Origin of the sequence: Inquilinus sp. NPDC058860, from assembly GCF_042743185.1 — a bacterium.
Taxonomy (GTDB): Bacteria; Pseudomonadota; Alphaproteobacteria; order DSM-16000; family Inquilinaceae; genus Inquilinus.
The window spans coordinates 20,482-40,418 of the sequence record NZ_JBHYMS010000024.1 but is presented as its reverse complement, the minus strand read 5'-3'; the positions used below and the strand labels follow the sequence as shown (position 1 = coordinate 40,418).

The window sequence follows — 19,937 nt, the reverse complement described above, 5'->3', positions numbered from 1 at the left end:
GGCATCGAGGTCAGGCCCCTTGCGCCGCATGTTGCGATACCTGCCGAACCTGCTCAGCCTGGCCCGGCTCGTCGTCGCCCCGGTCACCATCTGGCTGATCCTGGACGGCCGCTTGGTCACGGCCTTCTGGATGTTCTCGGCGGCGGCGCTGACCGATGCGATCGACGGCATCCTGGCCCGCTGGCTGCAGGCGCGCACGGCGCTGGGCAGCTATCTCGACCCGATCGCAGACAAGTCGCTGCTGGTCGGGACCTATCTCGCCCTGACCTGGATGGCGGCGCTGCCGGTCTGGCTGGTGGTGCTGGTGGTGGCGCGCGACATCGGCCTGGTGCTGGGCGTGGTGGTGCTGCACTTCGCCGGCCGCGGCACCCGATCGCTGACCCCCTCGATGATCAGCAAGCTGAACACGGTGATGCAGATCGCGCTGGTGGTGCTGGTGATGGCGGCGCCGGGGCTGGATGTCGACGCCAGCGGCGTCATCGCGGTCCTGGTCTGGGTCGTGGCCGGGACCACCACCCTGTCGGCGGCCGGCTACCTGCGCGAGACCATCCGCCGCTTCTTCACCCCGGCCGGGGCGCACGCGTGAACGCATCGACCCAAATCCGCTTCTGGCTGATCGGCTTCGTCGTCTTCTGCCTCCTGGTGTGGCTGCTGAGCGGCGTGCTGGCGCCCTTCGTCACCGGCATGATCATCGCCTATCTGCTGGACCCGGCCTGCGACCGGCTGCTGCGGCTGGGGCTGCCGCGCTGGCTGGCGACGACGGTGCTGCTGCTGCTGTTCGTGATCCTGGCGATCCTGGCGGTGCTGATCGTGGTCCCGATCCTGGTGAACCAGCTGACCGGGCTGATCTCGGCCGCGCCCGACTATGTGGCGCGGGCTGGGGCGCGGCTGCAGCCGCTGATCGCCGAGCTGCGCCATCGCGTCTCGGAGTCCGACTTCAACGAGATCCAGAAGGCGGTCAGCCAGTATGCCGGCAACGCCGTGTCCTGGATCGGCACGGTGCTCCGCAGCCTGTGGCAGGGCGGCATGGCGCTGATCGACCTGCTGTCGCTGCTCTTCATCACCCCGGTGGTCGCCTTCTACATGCTGCGCGACTGGGATCACATGATCGGGGTGATCGACCACAACCTGCCGGTGGCGCAGCGCGAGACCATCCGTGGCCTGGGGCGCGAGGTGAACCGGACCATGTCCCGCTTCATCCGCGGCCAGCTCACCGTCTGCCTGCTGCTCGGCCTGTTCTACGCCATCGCCCTGTCCATGGTGGGGTTGAACTTCGGCCTCCTGGTCGGGCTGATCACCGGCGTGCTGTCGATCATCCCCTATGTCGGCTCGCTGGTCGGCCTGGTCAGCTCGGTCGGCATCGCCCTGGTGCAGTACGACGACTGGACGATGTGGGCGCTGGTGCTGGGCATCTTCGTGCTCGGCCAGTTCCTGGAGGGCAACTTCGTCACCCCGAAGCTGGTCGGCGATTCCGTCGGCCTGCACCCGGTCTGGGTGATCTTCGCGCTGCTCGCCGCCGGCAGCCTGTTCGGCTTCACCGGCGTCATGCTGGCGGTGCCGATGGCGGCGGTGATCGGCGTGCTGACGCGATTCGCCCTGCACCGCTATCGCCAGAGCGCGCTGTACGGTCCGCCGCCGCCCTCGGATCCGCCGGACATGGACCTTCCCACCGTCTCATGAGCAAGAGTGCCAGCCCGGTGGCGCAGTTCGTCTTCGACCTGTCGCTGCCCCCCGCCCTGGGGCCGGAGGATTTCATCGTCGCCGACAGCAATCGCGAGGCCGCGGAGTGGATCGCGCGCTGGCCGGGCTGGCCGGGGCCGGTCCTGGCGCTGCACGGCGCGCCGGGGGCGGGGAAGAGCCATCTGCTCGGCATCTGGGCGCAGCGCGCCGGCGCCCGAAGCCTGACCGGCGCCGAACTCGCCGCGGCCGATCCGGCCGAGCTCGCCGCCGCCGGGGCGGTGGCGCTGGACGACGCCGACCGCGTGGCCGGCAACGCGGCGGCTGAGCGGGCGCTGTTCCACCTGCACAACCTGCTGAAGGAGGCCGGCGGTTTCCTGCTGCTGGCGGCGCGCGAGCCGCCGGCACGCTGGCCCGTGGCGCTGCCGGACCTCGCCTCTCGGCTGAAGGCGGCGCCGGCCGTGGGCCTGGGCGAGCCCGACGACGTGCTGCTGGCGCAGGTGCTGGCCAAGCTGTTCGCCGATCGCCAGCTCGCGGTCGGGCCGGAGATCGTGCAGGCGATGCTGGCGCGGATGGAGCGCAGCTTCGCCGAGGCGCGGCGGCTGGTGGCCGAGATCGACGCCGCCAGCCTGGCCCAGGGACGCTCGATCACCCTGCCGCTGGTGCGCTCGATCCTGGCGGATCGCTGAGGAAGGGAGGCAGCGCCGATGTCCCGTGTCCGCGCTGCGATCGGGGGCGCAGATCGCTCTATCTCACCTTGATCACGACCTTGCCCTTTGCCCGTCCCGTCTCGACGTAAGCCAAAGCCTCCTTGGTCGCCTCAAACGGAAAAACCCGATCCACGACCGGACGTATGATTCCGGCATCGATGAGGGCGGCGATCTCCCGCAACTGGTCTCCGTCGGCCCTCATGAACAGGAATGAATAGCCGACATGGTGGCGTCGTGCCGCCTTCCTGATCTTGCGGCTCAGAAAGCGCATCGCCAGCCCCATGAGCCGGTTCGATCCGATGGATTTCGCGAAGTCCGGGTCGGGCGGGCCGGCGATGCCGATCACTTTGCCGCCGGGCTTCAGGACCTGCAGGGATCTCTCGAGAACAGCGCCGCCCTGGGTGTCGAGCACCACGTCGAAGTCTCTCAGAGCCTTGGTGAAATCGTCCGTCCTGTAGTCGATGACGACATCGGCGCCGAGACGTCTCACCAGATCGGAGTTCGCCGCGCCCGCCGTCGTCGCCACGGTCGCGCCGACATGCCTGGCCAGCTGGATGGCGAAGGTGCCCACGCCGCCGGAGCCGGCGTGAATGAGGACCTTCTGCCCTTTCTTCAGGCCGGCTCTCTCGATCAACGCCTGCCAGGCGGTCAGGCCGACGAGGGGGATCGAGGCCGCTTCCTCCATGGTCAGGGTTCTCGGCTTGAGCGCCACGTCGGCCTCGTTCATCGCGATCAGTTCCGCGAAGGTGCCGATCCGATCGTGATGCGGCCGGGCATAGACCTCGTCGCCGACCTTGAAGCGCCGCACCCGGGATCCGGTCCGGATCACGACGCCGGCCACGTCGTTGCCCAGGATCAGCGGCAGGCGGAACGGCAGGATCAGCTTGAACTCGCCGGATCTGATCTTGTTGTCCAGGACGTTCACGCCGGCGGCGTGGACCTGGACCAGCACGTCGTCCTCGCGCAGCTCCGGCTCCGGCATCTCACCCGCCCGCACGCCATCCGCGCGGCCGTAGCGATCGACGATGAAGGCTTTCATGACGCTGTCTTCCTGCCGTTCTCGGATGGTGCGGCGAAGCCTTTCGCGCTTCGGCCGCCAAAGGATCAAACCGGCAGGCGCAGCTGCTTGCGGAGGCTCTTGTCGAACATTCCCGCGGGCACGAACCGGCGCAGCAGGCTGACCTGCCGCGCGACCTTGCCGGCGGTGTAGCGCCGTCGCGGGCGGGCGTCGGTTGCGGCCTTGAGCACCACGTCGGCCACCACCTTCGGGTCGTCGCCCGTGCTCACCATGTCCCTGGCCAACGCGCTGGAGTCGGCCCGGGCCTTGTCGTAGTCCGCCAGCATAGCGTCCGGCTCGAGGGCGTTCTGCTCGAAACCGCTGCGGGTGTAGCCCGGCTCGATGAGCGAGACGCGGATGCCGAAAGCCCGCACTTCGTGGTCGAGCGATTCCGAATAGCCTTCGAGCGCGTGCTTGGTCGCCGAGTAATGAGCGGAGTACGGCGCGGGGATCAGTCCCAGGATGGAGCCGATATTGATGATGCGGCCTTGGCCGTGCCGCCGCATCGACGGCAGCACCGCGTTGGTCACGCGCATCGTGCCGAACAGGTTGACGTCAAACAGGGCGCGGACCTGGGCGATCGAGGATTCCTCGGCACCGCCGATCAGGCCCATGCCGGCGTTGTTGACCAGAACGTCGATCCGTCCGGTGTGCGAGATCACGGTCGCCACCAGGGCGGCGACGGAGTCGTCGTCGGTCACGTCGCAGGCCAGCATCGACACACCGGCCGGGCTGTCCCCGGTCGTCCGGCGACTCGTCCCGAACACGGTGAACCCCGCCCGCGCCAACGCCTCGGCGATGGCACGACCAATGCCGGAGGAGGCTCCGGTCACGATCGCGGTCTTTCCCGAATGTGCGGTCATCGATGCTCCAAACTCACAAAGCCTGGCCAGTGGCGGCCGATTGCATTACGATCAATTAATCACCTTATAGTCATAATTCAATGGGTCGCCCAAGGAAAAGCCATGCGCTACGAAAAGGGACGGAAGGACGCAACGCGCCGGCGGATCACGGAGGTCGCCTCCGAACGGTTCCGGTCCGGCGGCATCGCCGCGTCCGGACTCGCAAGCATCATGAGCGATGCCGGGCTGACGAACGGCGCCTTCTATCCGCATTTCCAGTCCAAGGAGGAGCTGGTGCGGGAAAGCGTGGCGGCGGCGCTGGACGCCCAGTCGGCCCAGGTGCGGGAGGCGCTGGCTTCCGGCGGCCCGGACCTGGCCATATCGGCGTATCTGTCGACCGAACACCGGGATGATCCGGCGAAGGGCTGCGCGTCCGCCGCGCTGTTGCCGGAACTCGCGCGCCAGCCGGCCGAAACGCGCCGGCTCTATGCCGAGCGCCTGGAGGCCCTGGTGCGCCAGATGTCCGCCGCCCTCCCGCCGCAGACCAAGGATCCCGAGGGGGTCGCGCTGGGCGTCTTCGCGACCCTTGTCGGCGCACTTCAGCTGGCCCGCGCCGCGGCGGGAACCGAACTGTCGGATCGAATCCTCGCCGCGGGAGCAGATGCGGCGCGGGCGCTGATCCGGCCGTGCTGAGACTTTGACGCACCGGCGCACCCCGGCGTGGCGATCCCGGGCCGAGCCTGGATGGCCACGCCACGGCGAGGCTTGCCGTCAGGCGACGCTGTCGACGTACCGGAAGGCGATCGGCGACAGGCGGGCGCCGGGGAAACGGTGCAGCCCGGCGCGACCGATCAGCCAGACATGGAAGTGGGGGCCAAGCAGCCCGCGGATGGCGGGGTCGAGCACGTCGAGCCCGCCGGTGTAGGCGCCGAAGGCCGGCAGCACCAGCCGATGCTCGTCGGCGACGAAGCAGCGCCCGGTCACCCGCCCGGCGCGGCCGCTGACCGCCGCCTTGGGATGGTAGTGGCCGGAGATCTCGCCGCCGAAGCCCGGATGCTCCGGCGCCCCGGGCCGGGCAGCATGGCGGCAGACCAGACCGTCGACCTGCAGCTCCCCGGCCCGGTCGCCGGGCAGGGACGCCGGCAGGTCGGGGTCGTGGTTGCCCAGCACCCAGATCCAGTCGCGACCCAGCGCCAGCCGGGTCAGGGTCGCGAGGTCACCGGCGGCGAGGCGGTCCGCCCCCTCCGAATCGTGGAAGCTGTCGCCCAGCGCCACCACGACGGCCGGATCGAGCCGGTCGATCGCGGCGCCGAGCCGGGCCAGGGTCGCGGTGCTGTCATAGGGCGGCAGCAGGCGGCGCGAGCGTTGCGCCAGTGCCGTCGCCTTCTCCAGATGCAGGTCGGCGACCAGCAGCCAGCGCCGGTCCGCCCACCACAGCACGCCCGACGGATCAGGCCGGAAGGTGTGATCGCGGAGCGGGATTGCGCGGGTCGGCATAATTCCGGTTTAGGCGTCCGGTCTGCCGTCGGCAACTTGTTTGTTCGACTTCTGTTCCGCTCGTGCTCCGGGCGGTTGCCTGGGCTCCAGGATCGCCCCGATCTCCGTCGCCTTGCGGTGGCCGAGCCAGAACAGCCCGGGGGCGAGCCCGACGAAGAGGATGAGGAAGACCCAGAGTGCGGTCGCCAGATAGACGTACATCGGGTCGGCGGCGGCCGGGCGGATCATCAGCAGGCCCAGGACCAGGATGAACAGCACGAAACCGATGACGCTGAGGTTGACGGCGTAGGTGTGCCACGTCGCCAGCCGGCGGTACTCGATCCGGCATTCGACGATCGCGCGCTTCTGCGCCTCGTCGCCGGCGAAGCGGTTCAGCTCGATCTTCTGGCGCAGCGCCACGAGATCGCGCAGCCACTGGCTGAGCTGGATGTAGAAGAAGCTGCCGACCAGGCCGGCCAGGGTCAGCAGCGGGCTGAGCAGCGACAGCGGGTTGCTCACGGCCGGTCTTCCCGGCGCAGGGCGTCGAGCAGGGCCAGGATCGTCTCCGCCGTGATCGAGAACCAGGTCAGGGTGGGCGAGGAGGGCTTCTTCGCCGGCGGCGCCGGCCTGTCGCCGTCGGTCACCGCCGCCGCGACCGTGTCGTAGAGGGTGACGAGCTCGTCATAGCCGCCGCGCGACAGGCTCAGCTCGAAGCGCTGCACCTGGGCCCGGCCGGCCTCCGCCGCGGCGCGGGCGTCGACCGCGGCCCGCTCCAGGACCTGACGCAGCTCGTCCCGGGCGGCGGCCCGCCATTGCGCGCTGCGTCGGGCGCGCAAGAGCCGCGCCAGATACTGGGCCCGCGGCAGGCCGAGCTGGAACCGGGCATAGATCCGGTTGGCATCGGGCTGCTCGTCGCCGTGCAGCGTGTCGTAGAAGCGGGCGATCCAGGCCTCGGCCTGCTGCCCCTGGGTCTCGTAGCGGCGCTCGCCGAGCACCCATTCGCTGACCAGGTCGACGCACAGCGCCTCGTAGCCGGAGTCGATCCGCGCCCGGCTGGCCGGCGAGGCCTCGATCGCCAGCGCCGCCTTGGCCCGGGCCAGACGATCCCGCCTCTCCGTATCCTCTGCCATCGTTCTTCCCCGATTCCGCCGCGGATCGCGATCCTATCGAATCCCGCGGGCGGCGGCAGGACACATCTCGTGAGCTTGCGATCAGGCTGGCAGCCCGGCCTTGAGCAGGCCGTCGCGGCAAAGGGCTCGGTCCTCGTCGCGCTTGTAGTGCAGGGTCGCGAGGAACGCTTCCGCCGTGAAGGCCGGATCGATCCGCAGCACCGCCTGCGCATGGGCGCCGGCGGCCGTGGCATCGCCCATCCAGGCCAGCGCCGCGGCGAGGAAGGCGTGGTGCGTGTGGTCGGGCTTGGTGATGTGGCTGTAGGCCTCCACCGCCTCGGCATAGCGTTGGGCGGTGTAATAGGCCCGGCCGAGATGGCTCCAGAACCGCTCCGGGTGATGCGGGTTGAGCCGCATCGCCTTGCGGATCCAGTCGATGCCTTCCTCCGGCCGGCCGAGCCAGGTCAGGATCTCGCCCTGCTGCACCACGATCAGGTCGTAATTCGGGTTCGAGGCGATCGCCCGTTCCTGGTGGTACATGGATTTGTCGAACTCGTCCCGCGCCAGGGCGACCGCGGCGAGGATGCGATGGACATCGGCGTCGTTGTCGTCGAGGGCGATCGCGATCTCCAGCTCGCCGACCACGGCGTCCCAGGTGGCGTCACGGTCGGCGCACCAGCCGTTGACCCAGCTCTGGCCCAGCACGCAGGCTCGCCAGGCATGGGCATGGGCGTATTTCGGATCGAGGGCGACGGCGCGGTCGAGCATCGCCAGCGCCTGGGCATTGTCGTCGCGCGTCGACCGGTGGTGCAGGACCTTGCCGGCCAGCAGGCATTCATAGGCTTCCAGATTGTCCGTGGTCTTGCGTTTGGCCCGGTCGCGCGCCGCGGCCTCGACCCGGCCGGGCAGGGTGGCGGCGATTGCCGAGGTGACCTCGTCCTGGATGGCGAAGATGTCGGCCAGGTCGCGGTCGTAGCGTTCGGCCCAGATGTGCCGGTCGGTCTCGGCGTCGATCAACTGCACCGTGACCCGCACCCGGCCGCCGGCCTTGCGCACGCTGCCCTCGACCACGTAGTGGACGCCGAACTCGCGGGCGATGTCCTGCACCTTCACCGCCTTGCCCTTGTGCACGAAGGCGGAGTTGCGGGAGATCACCAAGAGCTCGTGGAAGCGCGACAGCTCGGTGATGATGTCTTCGGTCAGCCCGTCGGCGAAGAACTCCTGCTCCGGCTCGCCGCTCATGTTGGCGAAGGGCAGCACGACGATGGAGGGCTTGGTCGCGACCGGAGCGCTGGCGACGGCGTCGGGCGGGGCCTCCGCTACCGTGTCGAGCCGGACCCGGTAGACGCGGATCGGCCGGGAGATGTTCTTGACCGTCTGCTCGCCGAGATCGTCGAAGCCGAAGTCGAGCCGGTCGCCGACCTGGTCGCGCACGGCGCCCGACACGCAGACTCCGCCCGGCTCCGCCAGCGCCTCCAGCCGCGCCGCGACGTTGACGCCGTCGCCGAACAGGTCGCCGTCCTCGACGATCACGTCGCCGAGATTGATGCCGATGCGGAACTGGATCCAGCGCGCCGGCGAGACGTCGCTGTTGCGCCGGGCCATGCGGCGCTGGATCTCCGTGGCGCAGGTCAGGGCGTCGACGATGCTGGCGAACTCGACCAAGAGGCCATCGCCCGTGGTCTTGACGATGCTGCCGCGAGCCTTCGCGATCGCCGGGTCGATCAGTTCGAGCCGGTGGGTCTTCAGCCGCGCCAGGGTTCCGGACTCGTCGGCCTCCATCAGCCGGCTGTAGCCCACCATGTCCGCTGCCAGGATCGCGGCCAGCCTGCGCTGGACCTCCGACCGTCCCATGGGCTCGTCCTCGCCCGAAAGGATGCAATTTTAGCAAATCCGGGGCAGGGCGACAAACGATGTCGGCCCGGTCACGCCCGGCGGCGCCGCTCGCCCCGCTTCGGCGTGGCCTCGGCGATCATCTCGGCGGCGGCTTCCTCCAGCATCGTGTCGATGGCGCCGTCGGCGATGCTGACCCGGCCGATCTCCAGCAGCACCGGCACGGCCAGGGGCGAGATCCGGTCGAGGGCGCGCAGCGTCAGCTTGCGCCGGGCGCGCTTCAGCAGCAGGGCGACGCGGCCGAGGTCGACCAGGCCGCGGGCCGCGTCGGCGCGGGTGGCGCGCAGCAGCACATGATCCGGCTGGTGCCGGCGCAGCACGTCGTAGATCAGGTCGGCGCTGACCGTGACCTGGCGGCCGGTCTTGCGCTCGCCGGGGGTACGGCGCTCGATCAACCCGGCGATCACGGCGACGTTGCGGAAGGTGCGGCGCAGCAGGCTGGATTCGCCCATCCAGGCCTCCAGATCGTCGCCCAGCATGTCCTCGTCGAACAGCGGCGCCGGGTCGGTCACCGGCCCCAGGCTCCAGGTCGCCAGCACATAGTCGGTGGCGACGAATCCGATCGGCCCCAGCCCGGCGCGTTCCATCCGCTTGGTCACCAGCATGCCGAGCGTCTGGTGCGCCTGCCGGCCCTCGAAGCAATAGGCGACCATGTAGTGGCGGCCACCGCGCGGGAAGGTCTCGATCATCAGCTCGCCCGGGCCGGGCAGGCCGGAGCGGTCGCGCTGCAGCTCCAGCCACTCCCGCGCGTCGTCCGGCAGCCCGGCCCAGTGGGCGGGGGTGGAGAGCAGGCGCCGCACCCGGTCGGCCAGATGGGTGGTCAGCGGCATGCGGCCGCCGGCATAGGCCGGCACCTTGGGCTCGCCGCTGGCGGCGCGGCTGCAGATCACCGTCATCTCGCGGATGGCCTCGAAGCGCAGCAGCTGCCCGGCGAACATGAAGGTGTCGCCCGGCACCAGGCCTTGCGCGAAATACTCTTCGACCTCGCCCAGCACCCGGCCGAAGCCGCCGGACAGCCGGACCTTCAGCATCTCCTCCTCGACAATGGTGCCGACATTCATCCGGTACTGCCGGGCGACCACAGCATTGGCGACCTTCCAGCGCCCCTCGGCATTCTGCTTCAGCCGGTGGAAGCGGTCGTAGTTGCGCAGCGCGTAGCCGCCATGGGCGACGAAATCCAGCACGTCGTCGAAATCGCGGCGGGTGAGGCCGGCATAGGGCGCGGCCTGGCGCACCTCGGTATACATGGCGCGGGCGTCGAAGGGAGCGGAGCAGGCGCAGCCCAGCAGGTGCTGCGCCAGCGTGTCGAGCGTGCCGGGGGCTGGCGGGTCGCCGTCCAGCGTCATTGCGTCGATGGCGTCGGAGGCGGCGCGGCACTCCAGCACCTCGAAGCGGTTGGCCGGCACCAGCACCGCGACCGAGGGCGCGTCGAAGCGGTGGTTCGACCGGCCGATGCGCTGCAGCAGGCGGCTGGCGCCCTTCGGCGCGCCGATCTGGATCACCAGGTCGACCGCGGCCCAGTCGATGCCGAGGTCGAGCGAGGAGGTGGCGACCACGGCGCGCAGCTCGCCCCGCGCCATCGCCGCCTCGACCTTGCGGCGCTGCTCCGCCGCCAGGCTGCCGTGATGCAGGGCGATCGGCAGCACTTCGTCGTTGATCCGCCACAGCGCCTGGAACACCAGTTCCGCCTGCGCCCGGGTGTTGACGAAGAGCAGGGTGGTGCCGGCCCTGCGGATGCGGTCGTACAGGTCCCGCGCCGCGTAGGTGCCCATGTGGCCGGCCCAGGGCAGGCGGCTCTCGGTCTCCATGATCTCGACGATCGGCTTGATGCCCGGCGGGCCGCGAACCGTGCGCACCAGGGCCGGGTCGGCATGGCCGGTCGGCGACAGCCAGGCGACCAGCGCGTCGGGATGCGCCACGGTGGCCGACAGCCCAACCCGGCGAGCTTCCGGCGCCAGGGTGGCGAGGCGGGCGAGGCCGAGCGCCAGCAGGTCGCCGCGCTTGGTGCCGGCCAGGGCATGCAGCTCGTCGACGATGACGCAGCGCAGCGACCCGAAGATGCGGTCGGCGTCGCCGTAGGACAGCAGCAGCGCCAGGCTCTCCGGGGTCGTCATCAGGATCTGCGGCGCGTGGCGGCGCTGCCGCTCGCGCTTGACCTGCGGCGTGTCGCCGGTGCGGGTCTCGGCCCGGATCGGCAGCCGCATCTCGGCGATCGGCTGCTCCAGGTTGCGGTGGATGTCGACCGCCAGGGCCTTGAGCGGCGAGATGTAGAGCGTGTGCAGCCCCTCGCGCGGCCGCTCCGCCAGCTCGGCCAGGGTCGGCAGGAAGCCGGCCAGGGTCTTGCCGCCGCCGGTCGGGGCGATCAGCAGCGCGTGGGTGCCGTCGCGCGCCGCCTGCAGCATCTCCAGCTGGTGCGGATGCGGCGTCCAGCCCTTGTGCCGGAACCAGCCCTCGAAGGCCGGCGGCAGCAACGGTTCGGCGGTCTCCGCCAATGCGGTCATGGGCCTGCGCCTCGACATCCAACCGTCACGGCACCGCGCCGTTTCGGCCATGATCGGGAGGCAGCCTGCGCCGACCCCGTCACCCGGACAGATCAGCCCATGACCCGCCGGACACGCAAGCGTTTAGTGTTTGTTCTCGTCATCTTCGGCGTGCTTGCCGCCTTCGTCTTCGCCAACAACAGCTCCTGGCTGCACGGCGCGCCGGGCGGAAAGCCGGTGCTGCTGGCGCATCGCGGCCTGGCCCAGGGCTTCGACCGGACGGGGCTGGCGGGCGACACCTGCACCGCCGCCCGCATGCTGCCGCCGGAGCATCCCTATCTGGAGAACACCATCGCCTCGATGCTCGCCGCCTTCGATCTCGGCGCCGATGCGGTCGAGCTCGACATCCAGCCGACCACCGACGGGCGCTTCGCCGTGTTCCACGACTGGACCGTCGACTGCCGCACCGAGGGCCGCGGCGTGACCCGCGAGCACAGCCTGGCCGAGCTGCAGGCGCTGGATGTCGGCTATGGCTACACCGCCGACGGCGGCAAGTCCTTCCCGTTTCGCGGCAAGGGCGTCGGGCTGATGCCGTCGCTGGACCAGGTGCTGCAGGAGTTCCCCGGCCGCCGCTTCCTGCTGAACGTCAAGAGCAACGACCCGGCGGAGGGAGAGCTGCTGGCCAAGTATCTCGCGGCCCTGCCGGCGGAACGCCGCGACCTGCTGGCCGCCTATGGCGGCGACCGGCCGATCGCGGTATTGCGCGAGAGGCTGCCGGAGTTCCGCGCGATGTCCCGCGCGTCGATCAAGGAGTGCTTCGTGAATTATGCCGCGCTGGGCTGGACCGACCATGTGCCGGAGTCCTGCCGGCGGTCGGTGCTGCTGGTGCCGTCGAACGTCGCGCCCTGGCTGTGGGGCTGGCCGCACCGGTTCGTCGCCCGGATGCAGGCGGCGGGCACGCCGGTCTTCCTGATCGGCCCGTGGCGCGGCGGCTTCTCCGAAGGCATCGACGATCCGGCGCAGATCGCCGACCTGGTCGCCGACGGCTATGCCGGCGGCATCGAGACCGACCGGATCGATCGGTTCGCCGCATCGCCGATTCCAGGCCGATAGTCCGCTGCCTCCCCGATCCGACCCGGATCAAGGGCCGGATGTGTGCGTCGTGAGATTTGACACCCATCGGTCCGGACACCACACTCCGCGTCATAAAACGGTAACGCGGGCCCGGCCTCCCCGGCAGCCTGCGACGGCTGGAGGAAACGGCGATGTCCTTGACCCCGCGGATCGGCTGGCGGACCGAACCTCCCCTTGTCGTGCGGCGGCCGCCCGCGGTCACCGATTTCCAGGCAACGCTGGCGCAGTATCGCCAGCAGCCGGTCCCGCCCGATCCGCCGTCGCCGACCCCGGCCGCCAAGGCCGATGCCGGCCGGAGCTTCTACGACGTGAAGCTGGGCGACACCCTGACCTGGGTTGCCCGCGACCATGGCCGGACGCTCGCCGACATCCGCGCGGCGAACCCGACCCGGTTCCCGCCCGAGGGCGACCCGGACGTCATCCATCCCCATGACCGCATCACCATCCTGGACGACGAGCGCAGCCGCATCGTCCGGAACCAGGCCGATCTGCTGGCGAAGGGCCGGGACGTGCGCCCGGCCGTCGTCGAGGAGATGTATTACGCGACCCGCGAGGCGCCGGTGCCGGCGGACGCGCTGGAGGAGCTGAAGTCGGAGCTGAAAGCCCGGCGGCCCGGGGATTCGGCCTTTGCCGCCGCCGTCGACGATGCCGGCAAGACGGCCACCCAGGCCTGGGAGGCGCAGGGCCGCACCCATGCGGTCTTCGACCCGCTGTACCGGCTGGCCGGCACCGATCCGAAATCGATCCAGGACTTCCGCAAGGAGGTCCGCAACCAGCTTGCCGCCGTCGCCGTGACCACCCCGACCACGGCCGCGGTCGAGAGCCACCGGGACCTGCTGCTGGCCTATGGCCCGCAGGACCCGAAGCTGCAGGAGGCGATCAAGGCCGAGACCAAGGACTACCTGGTCGACGGGCCGCAGCGCGCCGCAGCCGAGATCAAGAAGGCCTATGACGAGCCCCGCCAGGGCGAGAACGGGCCGACCGGCGCCTACAAGGCGGCGGCCAAGCTGCGGGAGCTGACCGACCCGGAGAAGGTCGACCCGCTGACCGCCGCGCTGATTCTGGACCAGGCCAGCGATACGGTCGGCAGCATCACGACCGATTTCGTCAGTCCGGAATCCCAGCTCTGGCATGACGAGCAGGGCACCGGCGTGGTCGGCGAATACGGCGAGATCTATCGCAACCTCAGCGCCGCGGCGGACAGCGCCGACCGCAGCCCGGAGGGCAAGGACTCGATCGACTTCATGGCCCGCACCCTGCAGGCCTGGGGCGCGCCGAACGTCAATTCGAAGACATCGGCGGCCGACGGCTCCGGCTCCGTCCTGTCCCTGGCGATCGCCCGGGAGCTTCGCCTCCAGGGCGACGACAAGAACGCGGACCGGATCGAGCAGGGGGTGATCGACGGCGTCGGCGACCTCAAGGGCCGGATCCGGGATTCGGTCACCGAGCTGGGCCAGACCGCGATTCCCCTGACCAATCCGCCGGCCAACTGGGACGCCTTCCTGCCCGCCGACGACGCGCCGCCCGGACAGCCCTTCAAGACCGGGGCGCAGACCCGGCAGCAGCGGATCGGCGACCAGGACGGCGTGGTCAAGGATGTCGATGCCGACCTGCGGCGGATCAACCGCGACGGCTATCAGCTGACCCGGGCCATGGCCGCGCTCTCGGAATACGCGCCGCAGCTGGCCGGCTCGCCGAAGCAGGACGAGCTGCTCAAGCAGGCGGCGGCCCCGGACCCGAACGGCGACCCCAAGCTGTCGCTGGCGCTCGCCGTCAGCTCGGCCGGGATGACCGAGGCGGCGCGCATCTTCAACCTTGAGGGGATGGAGAAGGGCACGCTGGCCGATCCCAGCAAGATCGTCGTCGACATCAGCTGGCCGGCGCGCATGGCGCGGAACCACGTCCAGGCCGACGTCAAATGGGCGACCGGGACGAAGCCGTTCGGCCTCGGCCTCAGCCTGTACGGCACCGGCACCTATCTCTGGGGCGTGCACAACCAGGCCGACCGCTACGGCCGCAACATCGGCGATCCCGGCTATTTCGAGCACCAGGGCTGGCGCAATCTCGGCTTCCTCGGCCTCTATGCCGCCGGCACGGCGATCGAGGGCACCCAGGTGATCAGCCAGATCATGAGCGCGAGGCTGGGGCTGGACGGCAGCGAGGCCGGGGTCAAGGGTTTCCTCGGCCGCGTCGCGGCGGACAAGGGGGTGTGGAGCAAGGTCTTCTCCAACCACCTGAAGGTGTTCGGCTGGTGGAACGCGCTGGGCACCGTCAACTATGTCGCCCAGGGCGACTGGCCGAAGGCCCTGGCGCTGGGCACTGCGGCCACCGGCACCTTCATCTCGAGCTATCCGGGCCTAGCCAACCTGCTGCGGCTCGGCAAGGGCGGCGGGCCGATCGGGACGCTGATGACCCTGGTGGGCTCGAGCGCGCTGGCGCTGATCGATTCGCACGAGAAGGCGAAGGCGGCCGCCGCCACCGTTCCCGACAACCGGGCCTATCTGATCGCGGCCGGGGTGAAGCCGGGCATCGCGGAGGCGCTGACGCAGAACGACAGCGAGGGCCTGATGCCGGCCGGCCGGCTGCTGGCCCTGGCCGAGTACCGGAATGTCGATCCGCAGACCGTCCTCGAATACCTGAACCGGCAGAAGCCGAGGGATGTGTTCGAGATGATCTATGCGGCCAAATACGTCAAACCGGACGAGAACGGCCGCTATCCGATCGGCCAGCCGGCGAACCAGTGGCGGGACAAATTCGCCGGCGGCTGGGACGACAAGGCCATGATCCGGCCGCTCAACATCGCCGAGCTCAACGAATTCGTCGACCACTTCATGCCGGACTTCCCGAAAGGCTGAACCTGCCTTTCCCTCGCGGCGTAAGGACTCATCGATTGCGTCGATACAATTTGCGGCCCGCTTCTGCGGCGGGCCGCTTTTGTATTACTTGTGGCGCGAACGGAACCGAAGAATTTTATCGATAATGATGGCTTAATATTTTGGATTTCCGGCACAATACGAAAGGAAAATCGATAACAAGCCGGATGAGTTTTTTTGTTTCCCTCCTAAGATGCCGGCCGACGGGCGGTAGCCCCGAAGAAGGACATCAGGAGGAAGCGCGATGGGCCCTATGAGCCAATCGTCCGGCGGCGCGGCCGAGGGCGGCGATCTCGCCCGCCGGCTGAAGAGCCGCCACATCCATATGATCGCGATCGGCGGCGCCATCGGCGTCGGCCTGTTCCTCGGCTCCGGCAAGGCGATCGCCAAGGCCGGGCCGGGGCTGCTGCTGAGCTATGCCATCGGCGGCATCGCCATCTTCTTCATCATGCGGGCGCTGGGCGAGCTCTTGCTGCACAAGCCGGTGGCCGGGTCCTTCGCCACCTATGCCGAGGAGTTCGTCGGCCCCTTCGCCGGCTTCGCCACCGGCTGGTCGTACTGGTTCATGTGGGTGGTGATCGGCATGGCCGAGATCACCGCCGTCGGCGTCTATGTCCATTACTGGCTGCCCGACGTGCCGCAATGGATCCCGGCGCTGGCAACGCTGGCGGTGCTGACGCTGGTCAACATCGTCGCGGTGCGGCTGTTCGGCGAGCTGGAGTTCTGGTTCGCGCTGATCAAGGTCGTGACCATCGTCGCCCTGATCCTCGGCGGGCTCGCCGTGATCGTGTTCGGCATCGGCGACCTGGGGCAGGGGGCCAGCGTCTCCAACCTGTGGTCGCATGGCGGCTTCCTGCCCTTCGGCGTGCTCGGCGCCGTGCTGGCGCTGCAGATGGTGATGTTCGCATACCAGGGCGTCGAGCTGATCGGCGTCACCGCCGGCGAGGCCGAGGACCCGGCCCAGGTGCTGCCGCGCGCCACCAACGGCGTCATCTGGCGCATCCTGATCTTCTACCTGGGCGCGCTGGCGGTGATCATGTCGCTCCTGCCCTGGACCCAGCTGGACCCGAACGCCAGCCCCTTCGTCTTCGTGTTCGACAAGCTGGGACTGTCCGCCGCGGCCGACGTGATCAACCTCGTGGTCATCACCGCCGCCGCCTCGTCCTGCAACAGCGGGCTGTTCAGCAACGGCCGCATGCTGTTCACCCTGGCCCGGTCCGGCCAGGCGCCGCGCGCCTTCGCCCGGGTCAGCCGCAACCATGTGCCGGTGGCCGGCATCGCCGCCTCGGCCGCGGTGATGCTGATCGGCGTCGGGCTGAACTACGTGGTGCCGGAGGAGGCGTTCATCTGGGTCACCAGCATCTCGCTGGTCGGCAGCCTGTGGACCTGGGGCATCATCATGATCGCCCATCTCGGCTACCGCCGCGCCGTCGCCCGGGGCGAGACCCAGGCGGTCGCCTTCCGCATGCCGGGCGCGCCGGTCGCCAACTGGCTGGTGGTGGCGTTCCTGGTGCTGGTCGCGGTGTTCCTGGGCTTCGACCCGTCGACCCGGGTGGCGCTCTATGTCGCGCCGGTGTGGTTCGCGCTGCTGATCGCCGGATACCGGCTGACCGGCGCCCGGCGCCGTCCCGCGCTCGGCCTCTCCTGACCGTCGCACCCCTTTGCGCCGGCTGCCCGACCGGCGCATAAGGGGCGGCGATGGACAGCGGAGGAATGCGATGCGTGCGGACGGACCGATCGGGCTGATGGCGGCGATCCCGCAGGAGCTGGCGGCGCATGACGACCTGGTGGTGCGCACCGAGCGCGAGATCGCCGGCTGCCGCTTCCGCCTCGGCCGCCTCGGCACCCGCGACCTGGTGGCGGTCGAGGCCGGCATCGGCAAGACCCACGCCGCCATGGTCGCGACCCTGCTGCTGCAGGAGTTCGGCTGCAGCTCGCTCCTGTTCTCCGGCGTCGCCGGCGGCCTCGACCCGGACCTCGCCATCGGCGACGTGGTGGTGGCCGACCGGCTGGTGATGCATGACTACGGCGCCCGGGTCGGCGGCCGGCTGAAGCCCTACCAGCCCGGCGTGCCGCCGCTGCCCGGCTTTCCGGAGGAGACCGGCTACGGCCTGGATCAGAACCTCAGAGAGAAGATAAAGGACGCCGTTGAAGGTCTTGATATCGGTGGATTCGGTGCTGCGGCGACCGGCGGCGAGCCGCATCGGTCCCGGCTGATCTTCGGCACCATCCTGACCGGGGACATCTTCCTCAACGACGCGCAGGAGCGCGAGCGGCTGCAGCGCGAATTCGGCGGCGTCGCGATCGAGATGGAGGGCGCGGCGGTGGCGGCGGTGGCCGAGCGCTTCGGTGTGCCGGTGGTGGTGGTGAGGGCGCTCAGCGACCTCGCCGGCACCGAGAGCCACATGGATTTCCGCGCCTTCCTCGACGCCGCCGCCCGCATCGCTGCCCGCGTCGTCGGGCGGATCTCGACGGTGCTGTAGCCGGGCCGGTCGCTTCCAGACATTCCAGGATGGGCGAGCGGCCGGACGGCCGCCGCATGGCTGCGTTTTAACGTGTTATAACCGCCTTGACGGTTATAATCTCCTCGGAGATCCGGCACCGGGTCCAAGCCGGACCGGCAAGATGCGAGGAGGAGCCCCGATGACGATCCGTCTTCCGTTCGCCGCCTTCATGCTCGGCCTGTCGCTGTCCCTGGCCGCCGCGGCGGCCACGCCGGAGGAGGACCTGGCCTCGGCCAGGCCGGTGATCGACAAGGCCAATGCCGATTGGGTGCCGGCGCTGCAGGCGGGCGACGTCCACCGCGCCGCCGAGCCCTTTGCCGACGACGCCATGTTCATCCTGGGCAACGGCAAGACCTATGCCGGCCGGGCGGCGATCGAAGCGTTCCTCAAGGAGCGGCTGACGCCCGGCAGCAAGATCACCGGCGGCACCATCCAGCAGGACGGCATCCAGGTCATCCGCGACGGGCTGATCTACGAATGGGGTCATGGCGGCACCACCAAGGTCGACGCCAAGGGCGAGAGCCACACCTCCGCCGGCCTCTACCTGACGGTGTGGCAGCGCGGCCCGTCCGGGCAGTGGCAGATCATCCGCAACCTGAACTTCTGACGGAATCGGCCTGTTTCCTTCCGGAACCGGAGGAGACGGAGCATGCGTCCGATCCTGCAGGTGCTCAGCCTCTGCCTGGTCGCGCTGGCGATGACACCGGCCCTGGCACACGCATTGGAGCGACCCGGCAAGATGCGCCTCGACAAGGAGGCGTATCTGGCCGTGCAGCCGATCTACTACCCCGGCTTCACCTGGGCCGGCGGGCTCGGCGAGGCCGCCGGCATCGTGATCGTGCTGGTCCTGCTGCTGCTGACGCCGGCCGGCGGCGCCGATTTCTGGTGGGTGGCGGCGGCCTTCGCCGCCCTGGTCGCCATGCACGCCGCATACTGGCTGCTGACCCATCCGGTGAACGGGTTCTGGCTCCGGAACCGGGATCTGAAGCGCATGGGCCGGGGGTTCTTCGCCTTCGACCCGCTGCACCGCGGCACGTCCGAGACATCGATCGAGGAGAACTGGACGGTCTATCGCGACCGCTGGGAGCGCTCGCATGTCGTCCGCGCCGTCTTGGCGGCGATCGGGTTCCTGACGCTGGCGATCAGCGTGGCGCTCTGAAGGAGGCAGCGGGCGGCCCGGTTCGGCGCGGCCTCGACAGGATCGCTGCGGATGGCATCATGGTTCCGGCCGGCCCGAACGGGCCGGAACGGAGGAGGCCATGGACGCAGCGATTATCGAGGAATACGCCCAGAAGCTCCGGGCCGCGGGTGCGGGGGCAACGCTGGTGCTGTTCACCCGCGGCGGGCACGAGCATCCCGCCCACGACGTCCGGACCGCACGCGATCTCGTCCACCTGACGCATGACGGTACCGAGACCGTCATCCTGCGGTCGGAGATCGTCGCCATCCGGTTCCGCGACACCAGGGGCGGCTCATCCAGGGTGGGGTTCTGACCGGCAAGGGCTCCCGCGCCCTCTTGAATCGCAGATGCCGGATCCTCTTCTACCGGGTTCCCGGAATCGCGAGACCCCCATGGATTACGAACCCCGGCTGCGCAACCACGGCCTGCCGCACGACCCGTTCAAGGCGCTGGTGGTGCCGCGGCCGATCGGCTGGATCAGCACGATCAGCCCGGACGGCGTGGTCAACCTGGCGCCCTACAGCTTCTTCAACGCGGTGTGCGACCGGCCGCCGATGGTGATGTTCGCGCCCAGCGGCCCGAAGGATTCCCAGGCCAACGCCGAGGCGACCGGCGAGTTCGTGGCCAGCCTCGCCACCTGGGACCTGCGCGAGCAGATGAACATGACCTCGGCCTCGGTCGGGCCGGAGGTCAGCGAGCCCGAGCTGGCCGGGCTCCAGATGGCGCCGTCGCGGCTGGTGAAGCCGCCGCGGGTGGCGACGGCCGCCGCGGCGCTGGAATGCCGCTGGGTCAGGTCGGTGCCGCTGACCACCGCCGCGGGCGAGGCCGTGCCGGGTGCCATCGTGATCGGCGAGGTGGTGTCGATCCATATCGACGAATCGGTGATCGTCGACGGCCGCATCGACCTGTCGTCCCGGCGTGCGATCTCGCGGCTCGGCTACATGGATTACGGCGTGCTCGACACCGTCTTCAGCATGCAGCGCCCGCGCTGACCGCTTCCGA

General features: G+C 69.7%; 19 protein-coding genes. 12 read left to right on the top strand and 7 right to left on the bottom strand.

Annotation, left to right across the window (positions count from 1 at the left end; genetic code table 11):
• Positions 1-28 precede the first annotated feature (28 nt).
• From ACFW16_RS17960 to ACFW16_RS17950, 3 genes are read left to right on the top strand one after another with little or no spacing between them, the layout of a single operon-like run.
• Positions 29-586, top strand: a complete 558-nt coding sequence (locus ACFW16_RS17960) for a CDP-alcohol phosphatidyltransferase family protein (protein ID WP_380307501.1) — start codon at positions 29-31, stop codon at positions 584-586.
• Complete coding sequence (locus ACFW16_RS17955; RefSeq protein WP_380307409.1) at positions 583-1,680, top strand: AI-2E family transporter; 1,098 nt, start codon at positions 583-585, stop codon at positions 1,678-1,680. Before ACFW16_RS17960 ends, ACFW16_RS17955 begins: the two co-directional genes overlap by 4 nt.
• Positions 1,677-2,366, top strand: coding sequence for a DNA replication protein (locus ACFW16_RS17950; RefSeq protein WP_380307407.1), 690 nt, complete (start codon positions 1,677-1,679; stop codon positions 2,364-2,366). The genes ACFW16_RS17955 and ACFW16_RS17950 overlap by 4 nt, the downstream gene beginning before the upstream one ends.
• A 58-nt stretch (positions 2,367-2,424) precedes the next feature.
• On the opposite strand, the gene ACFW16_RS17945 is transcribed toward ACFW16_RS17950, so the two are convergent.
• Both ACFW16_RS17945 and ACFW16_RS17940 read right to left on the bottom strand, forming a co-directional pair.
• Positions 2,425-3,426, bottom strand: a complete 1,002-nt coding sequence (locus tag ACFW16_RS17945; protein ID WP_380307405.1) for an NADP-dependent oxidoreductase — start codon at positions 3,424-3,426, stop codon at positions 2,425-2,427.
• 65 nt (positions 3,427-3,491) lie between these two features.
• A complete protein-coding gene (locus ACFW16_RS17940) occupies positions 3,492-4,307 on the bottom strand; it encodes an oxidoreductase (RefSeq protein ID WP_380307403.1) in 816 nt (271 codons plus the stop codon).
• A gap of 102 nt (positions 4,308-4,409) precedes the next feature.
• On the opposite strand from ACFW16_RS17940, the gene ACFW16_RS17935 reads away from it, so the two are divergent.
• Positions 4,410-4,979 (top strand): TetR/AcrR family transcriptional regulator, encoded by a 570-nt coding sequence (locus tag ACFW16_RS17935; protein ID WP_380307401.1) that lies wholly within the window; start codon positions 4,410-4,412, stop codon positions 4,977-4,979.
• Positions 4,980-5,057: 78 nt separating this feature from the next.
• Here the strand turns inward: ACFW16_RS17935 and pdeM are convergent, their stop codons facing one another.
• The 5 genes from pdeM to ACFW16_RS17910 all read right to left on the bottom strand — a co-directional run bounded on the left by pdeM (position 5,058) and on the right by ACFW16_RS17910 (position 11,265).
• Positions 5,058-5,783 carry a ligase-associated DNA damage response endonuclease PdeM gene (gene pdeM / locus ACFW16_RS17930; RefSeq protein ID WP_380307399.1) on the bottom strand — a complete coding sequence of 242 codons (726 nt, stop codon included), beginning with the start codon at positions 5,781-5,783 and terminating at the stop codon, positions 5,058-5,060.
• Between the two features lie 9 nt (positions 5,784-5,792).
• On the bottom strand, positions 5,793-6,281 hold the full coding sequence (locus ACFW16_RS17925; RefSeq protein ID WP_380307397.1) for a hypothetical protein: 489 nt from the start codon (positions 6,279-6,281) through the stop codon (positions 5,793-5,795).
• Complete coding sequence (locus tag ACFW16_RS17920; RefSeq protein ID WP_380307395.1) at positions 6,278-6,892, bottom strand: hypothetical protein; 615 nt, start codon at positions 6,890-6,892, stop codon at positions 6,278-6,280. Before ACFW16_RS17920 ends, ACFW16_RS17925 begins: the two co-directional genes overlap by 4 nt.
• An 81-nt stretch (positions 6,893-6,973) precedes the next feature.
• Entirely contained in the window at positions 6,974-8,725 is a 1,752-nt protein-coding gene (locus tag ACFW16_RS17915; RefSeq protein WP_380307393.1) for an adenylate/guanylate cyclase domain-containing protein, read from the bottom strand.
• 71 nt (positions 8,726-8,796) lie between these two features.
• Positions 8,797-11,265 carry a ligase-associated DNA damage response DEXH box helicase gene (locus tag ACFW16_RS17910; RefSeq protein ID WP_380307391.1) on the bottom strand — a complete coding sequence of 823 codons (2,469 nt, stop codon included), beginning with the start codon at positions 11,263-11,265 and terminating at the stop codon, positions 8,797-8,799.
• Between the two features lie 99 nt (positions 11,266-11,364).
• On the opposite strand from ACFW16_RS17910, the gene ACFW16_RS17905 reads away from it, so the two are divergent.
• The 8 genes from ACFW16_RS17905 (at position 11,365) to ACFW16_RS17870 (ending at position 19,927) form a co-directional block, all read left to right on the top strand.
• Positions 11,365-12,357 (top strand): glycerophosphodiester phosphodiesterase family protein, encoded by a 993-nt coding sequence (locus tag ACFW16_RS17905; RefSeq protein ID WP_380307389.1) that lies wholly within the window; start codon positions 11,365-11,367, stop codon positions 12,355-12,357.
• Between the two features lie 152 nt (positions 12,358-12,509).
• On the top strand, positions 12,510-15,233 hold the full coding sequence (locus ACFW16_RS17900; RefSeq protein WP_380307387.1) for a LysM peptidoglycan-binding domain-containing protein: 2,724 nt from the start codon (positions 12,510-12,512) through the stop codon (positions 15,231-15,233).
• A 271-nt stretch (positions 15,234-15,504) separates the two neighbouring features.
• Positions 15,505-16,899: an amino acid permease gene (locus tag ACFW16_RS17895; RefSeq protein ID WP_380307385.1), complete on the top strand. Its 1,395-nt coding sequence runs from the start codon at positions 15,505-15,507 to the stop codon at positions 16,897-16,899.
• Between the two features lie 70 nt (positions 16,900-16,969).
• Positions 16,970-17,734, top strand: coding sequence for a 5'-methylthioadenosine/adenosylhomocysteine nucleosidase (locus ACFW16_RS17890; protein WP_380307383.1), 765 nt, complete (start codon positions 16,970-16,972; stop codon positions 17,732-17,734).
• A gap of 160 nt (positions 17,735-17,894) precedes the next feature.
• Positions 17,895-18,362 carry a YybH family protein gene (locus ACFW16_RS17885; RefSeq protein ID WP_380307381.1) on the top strand — a complete coding sequence of 156 codons (468 nt, stop codon included), beginning with the start codon at positions 17,895-17,897 and terminating at the stop codon, positions 18,360-18,362.
• A 42-nt stretch (positions 18,363-18,404) separates the two neighbouring features.
• Positions 18,405-18,914, top strand: coding sequence for an anthrone oxygenase family protein (locus ACFW16_RS17880; RefSeq protein ID WP_380307379.1), 510 nt, complete (start codon positions 18,405-18,407; stop codon positions 18,912-18,914).
• Between the two features lie 100 nt (positions 18,915-19,014).
• Positions 19,015-19,248 carry a hypothetical protein gene (locus ACFW16_RS17875; RefSeq protein WP_380307377.1) on the top strand — a complete coding sequence of 78 codons (234 nt, stop codon included), beginning with the start codon at positions 19,015-19,017 and terminating at the stop codon, positions 19,246-19,248.
• 79 nt (positions 19,249-19,327) lie between these two features.
• Positions 19,328-19,927, top strand: coding sequence for a flavin reductase family protein (locus ACFW16_RS17870; RefSeq protein WP_380307375.1), 600 nt, complete (start codon positions 19,328-19,330; stop codon positions 19,925-19,927).
• The last annotated feature ends 10 nt before the right edge of the window (positions 19,928-19,937 follow it).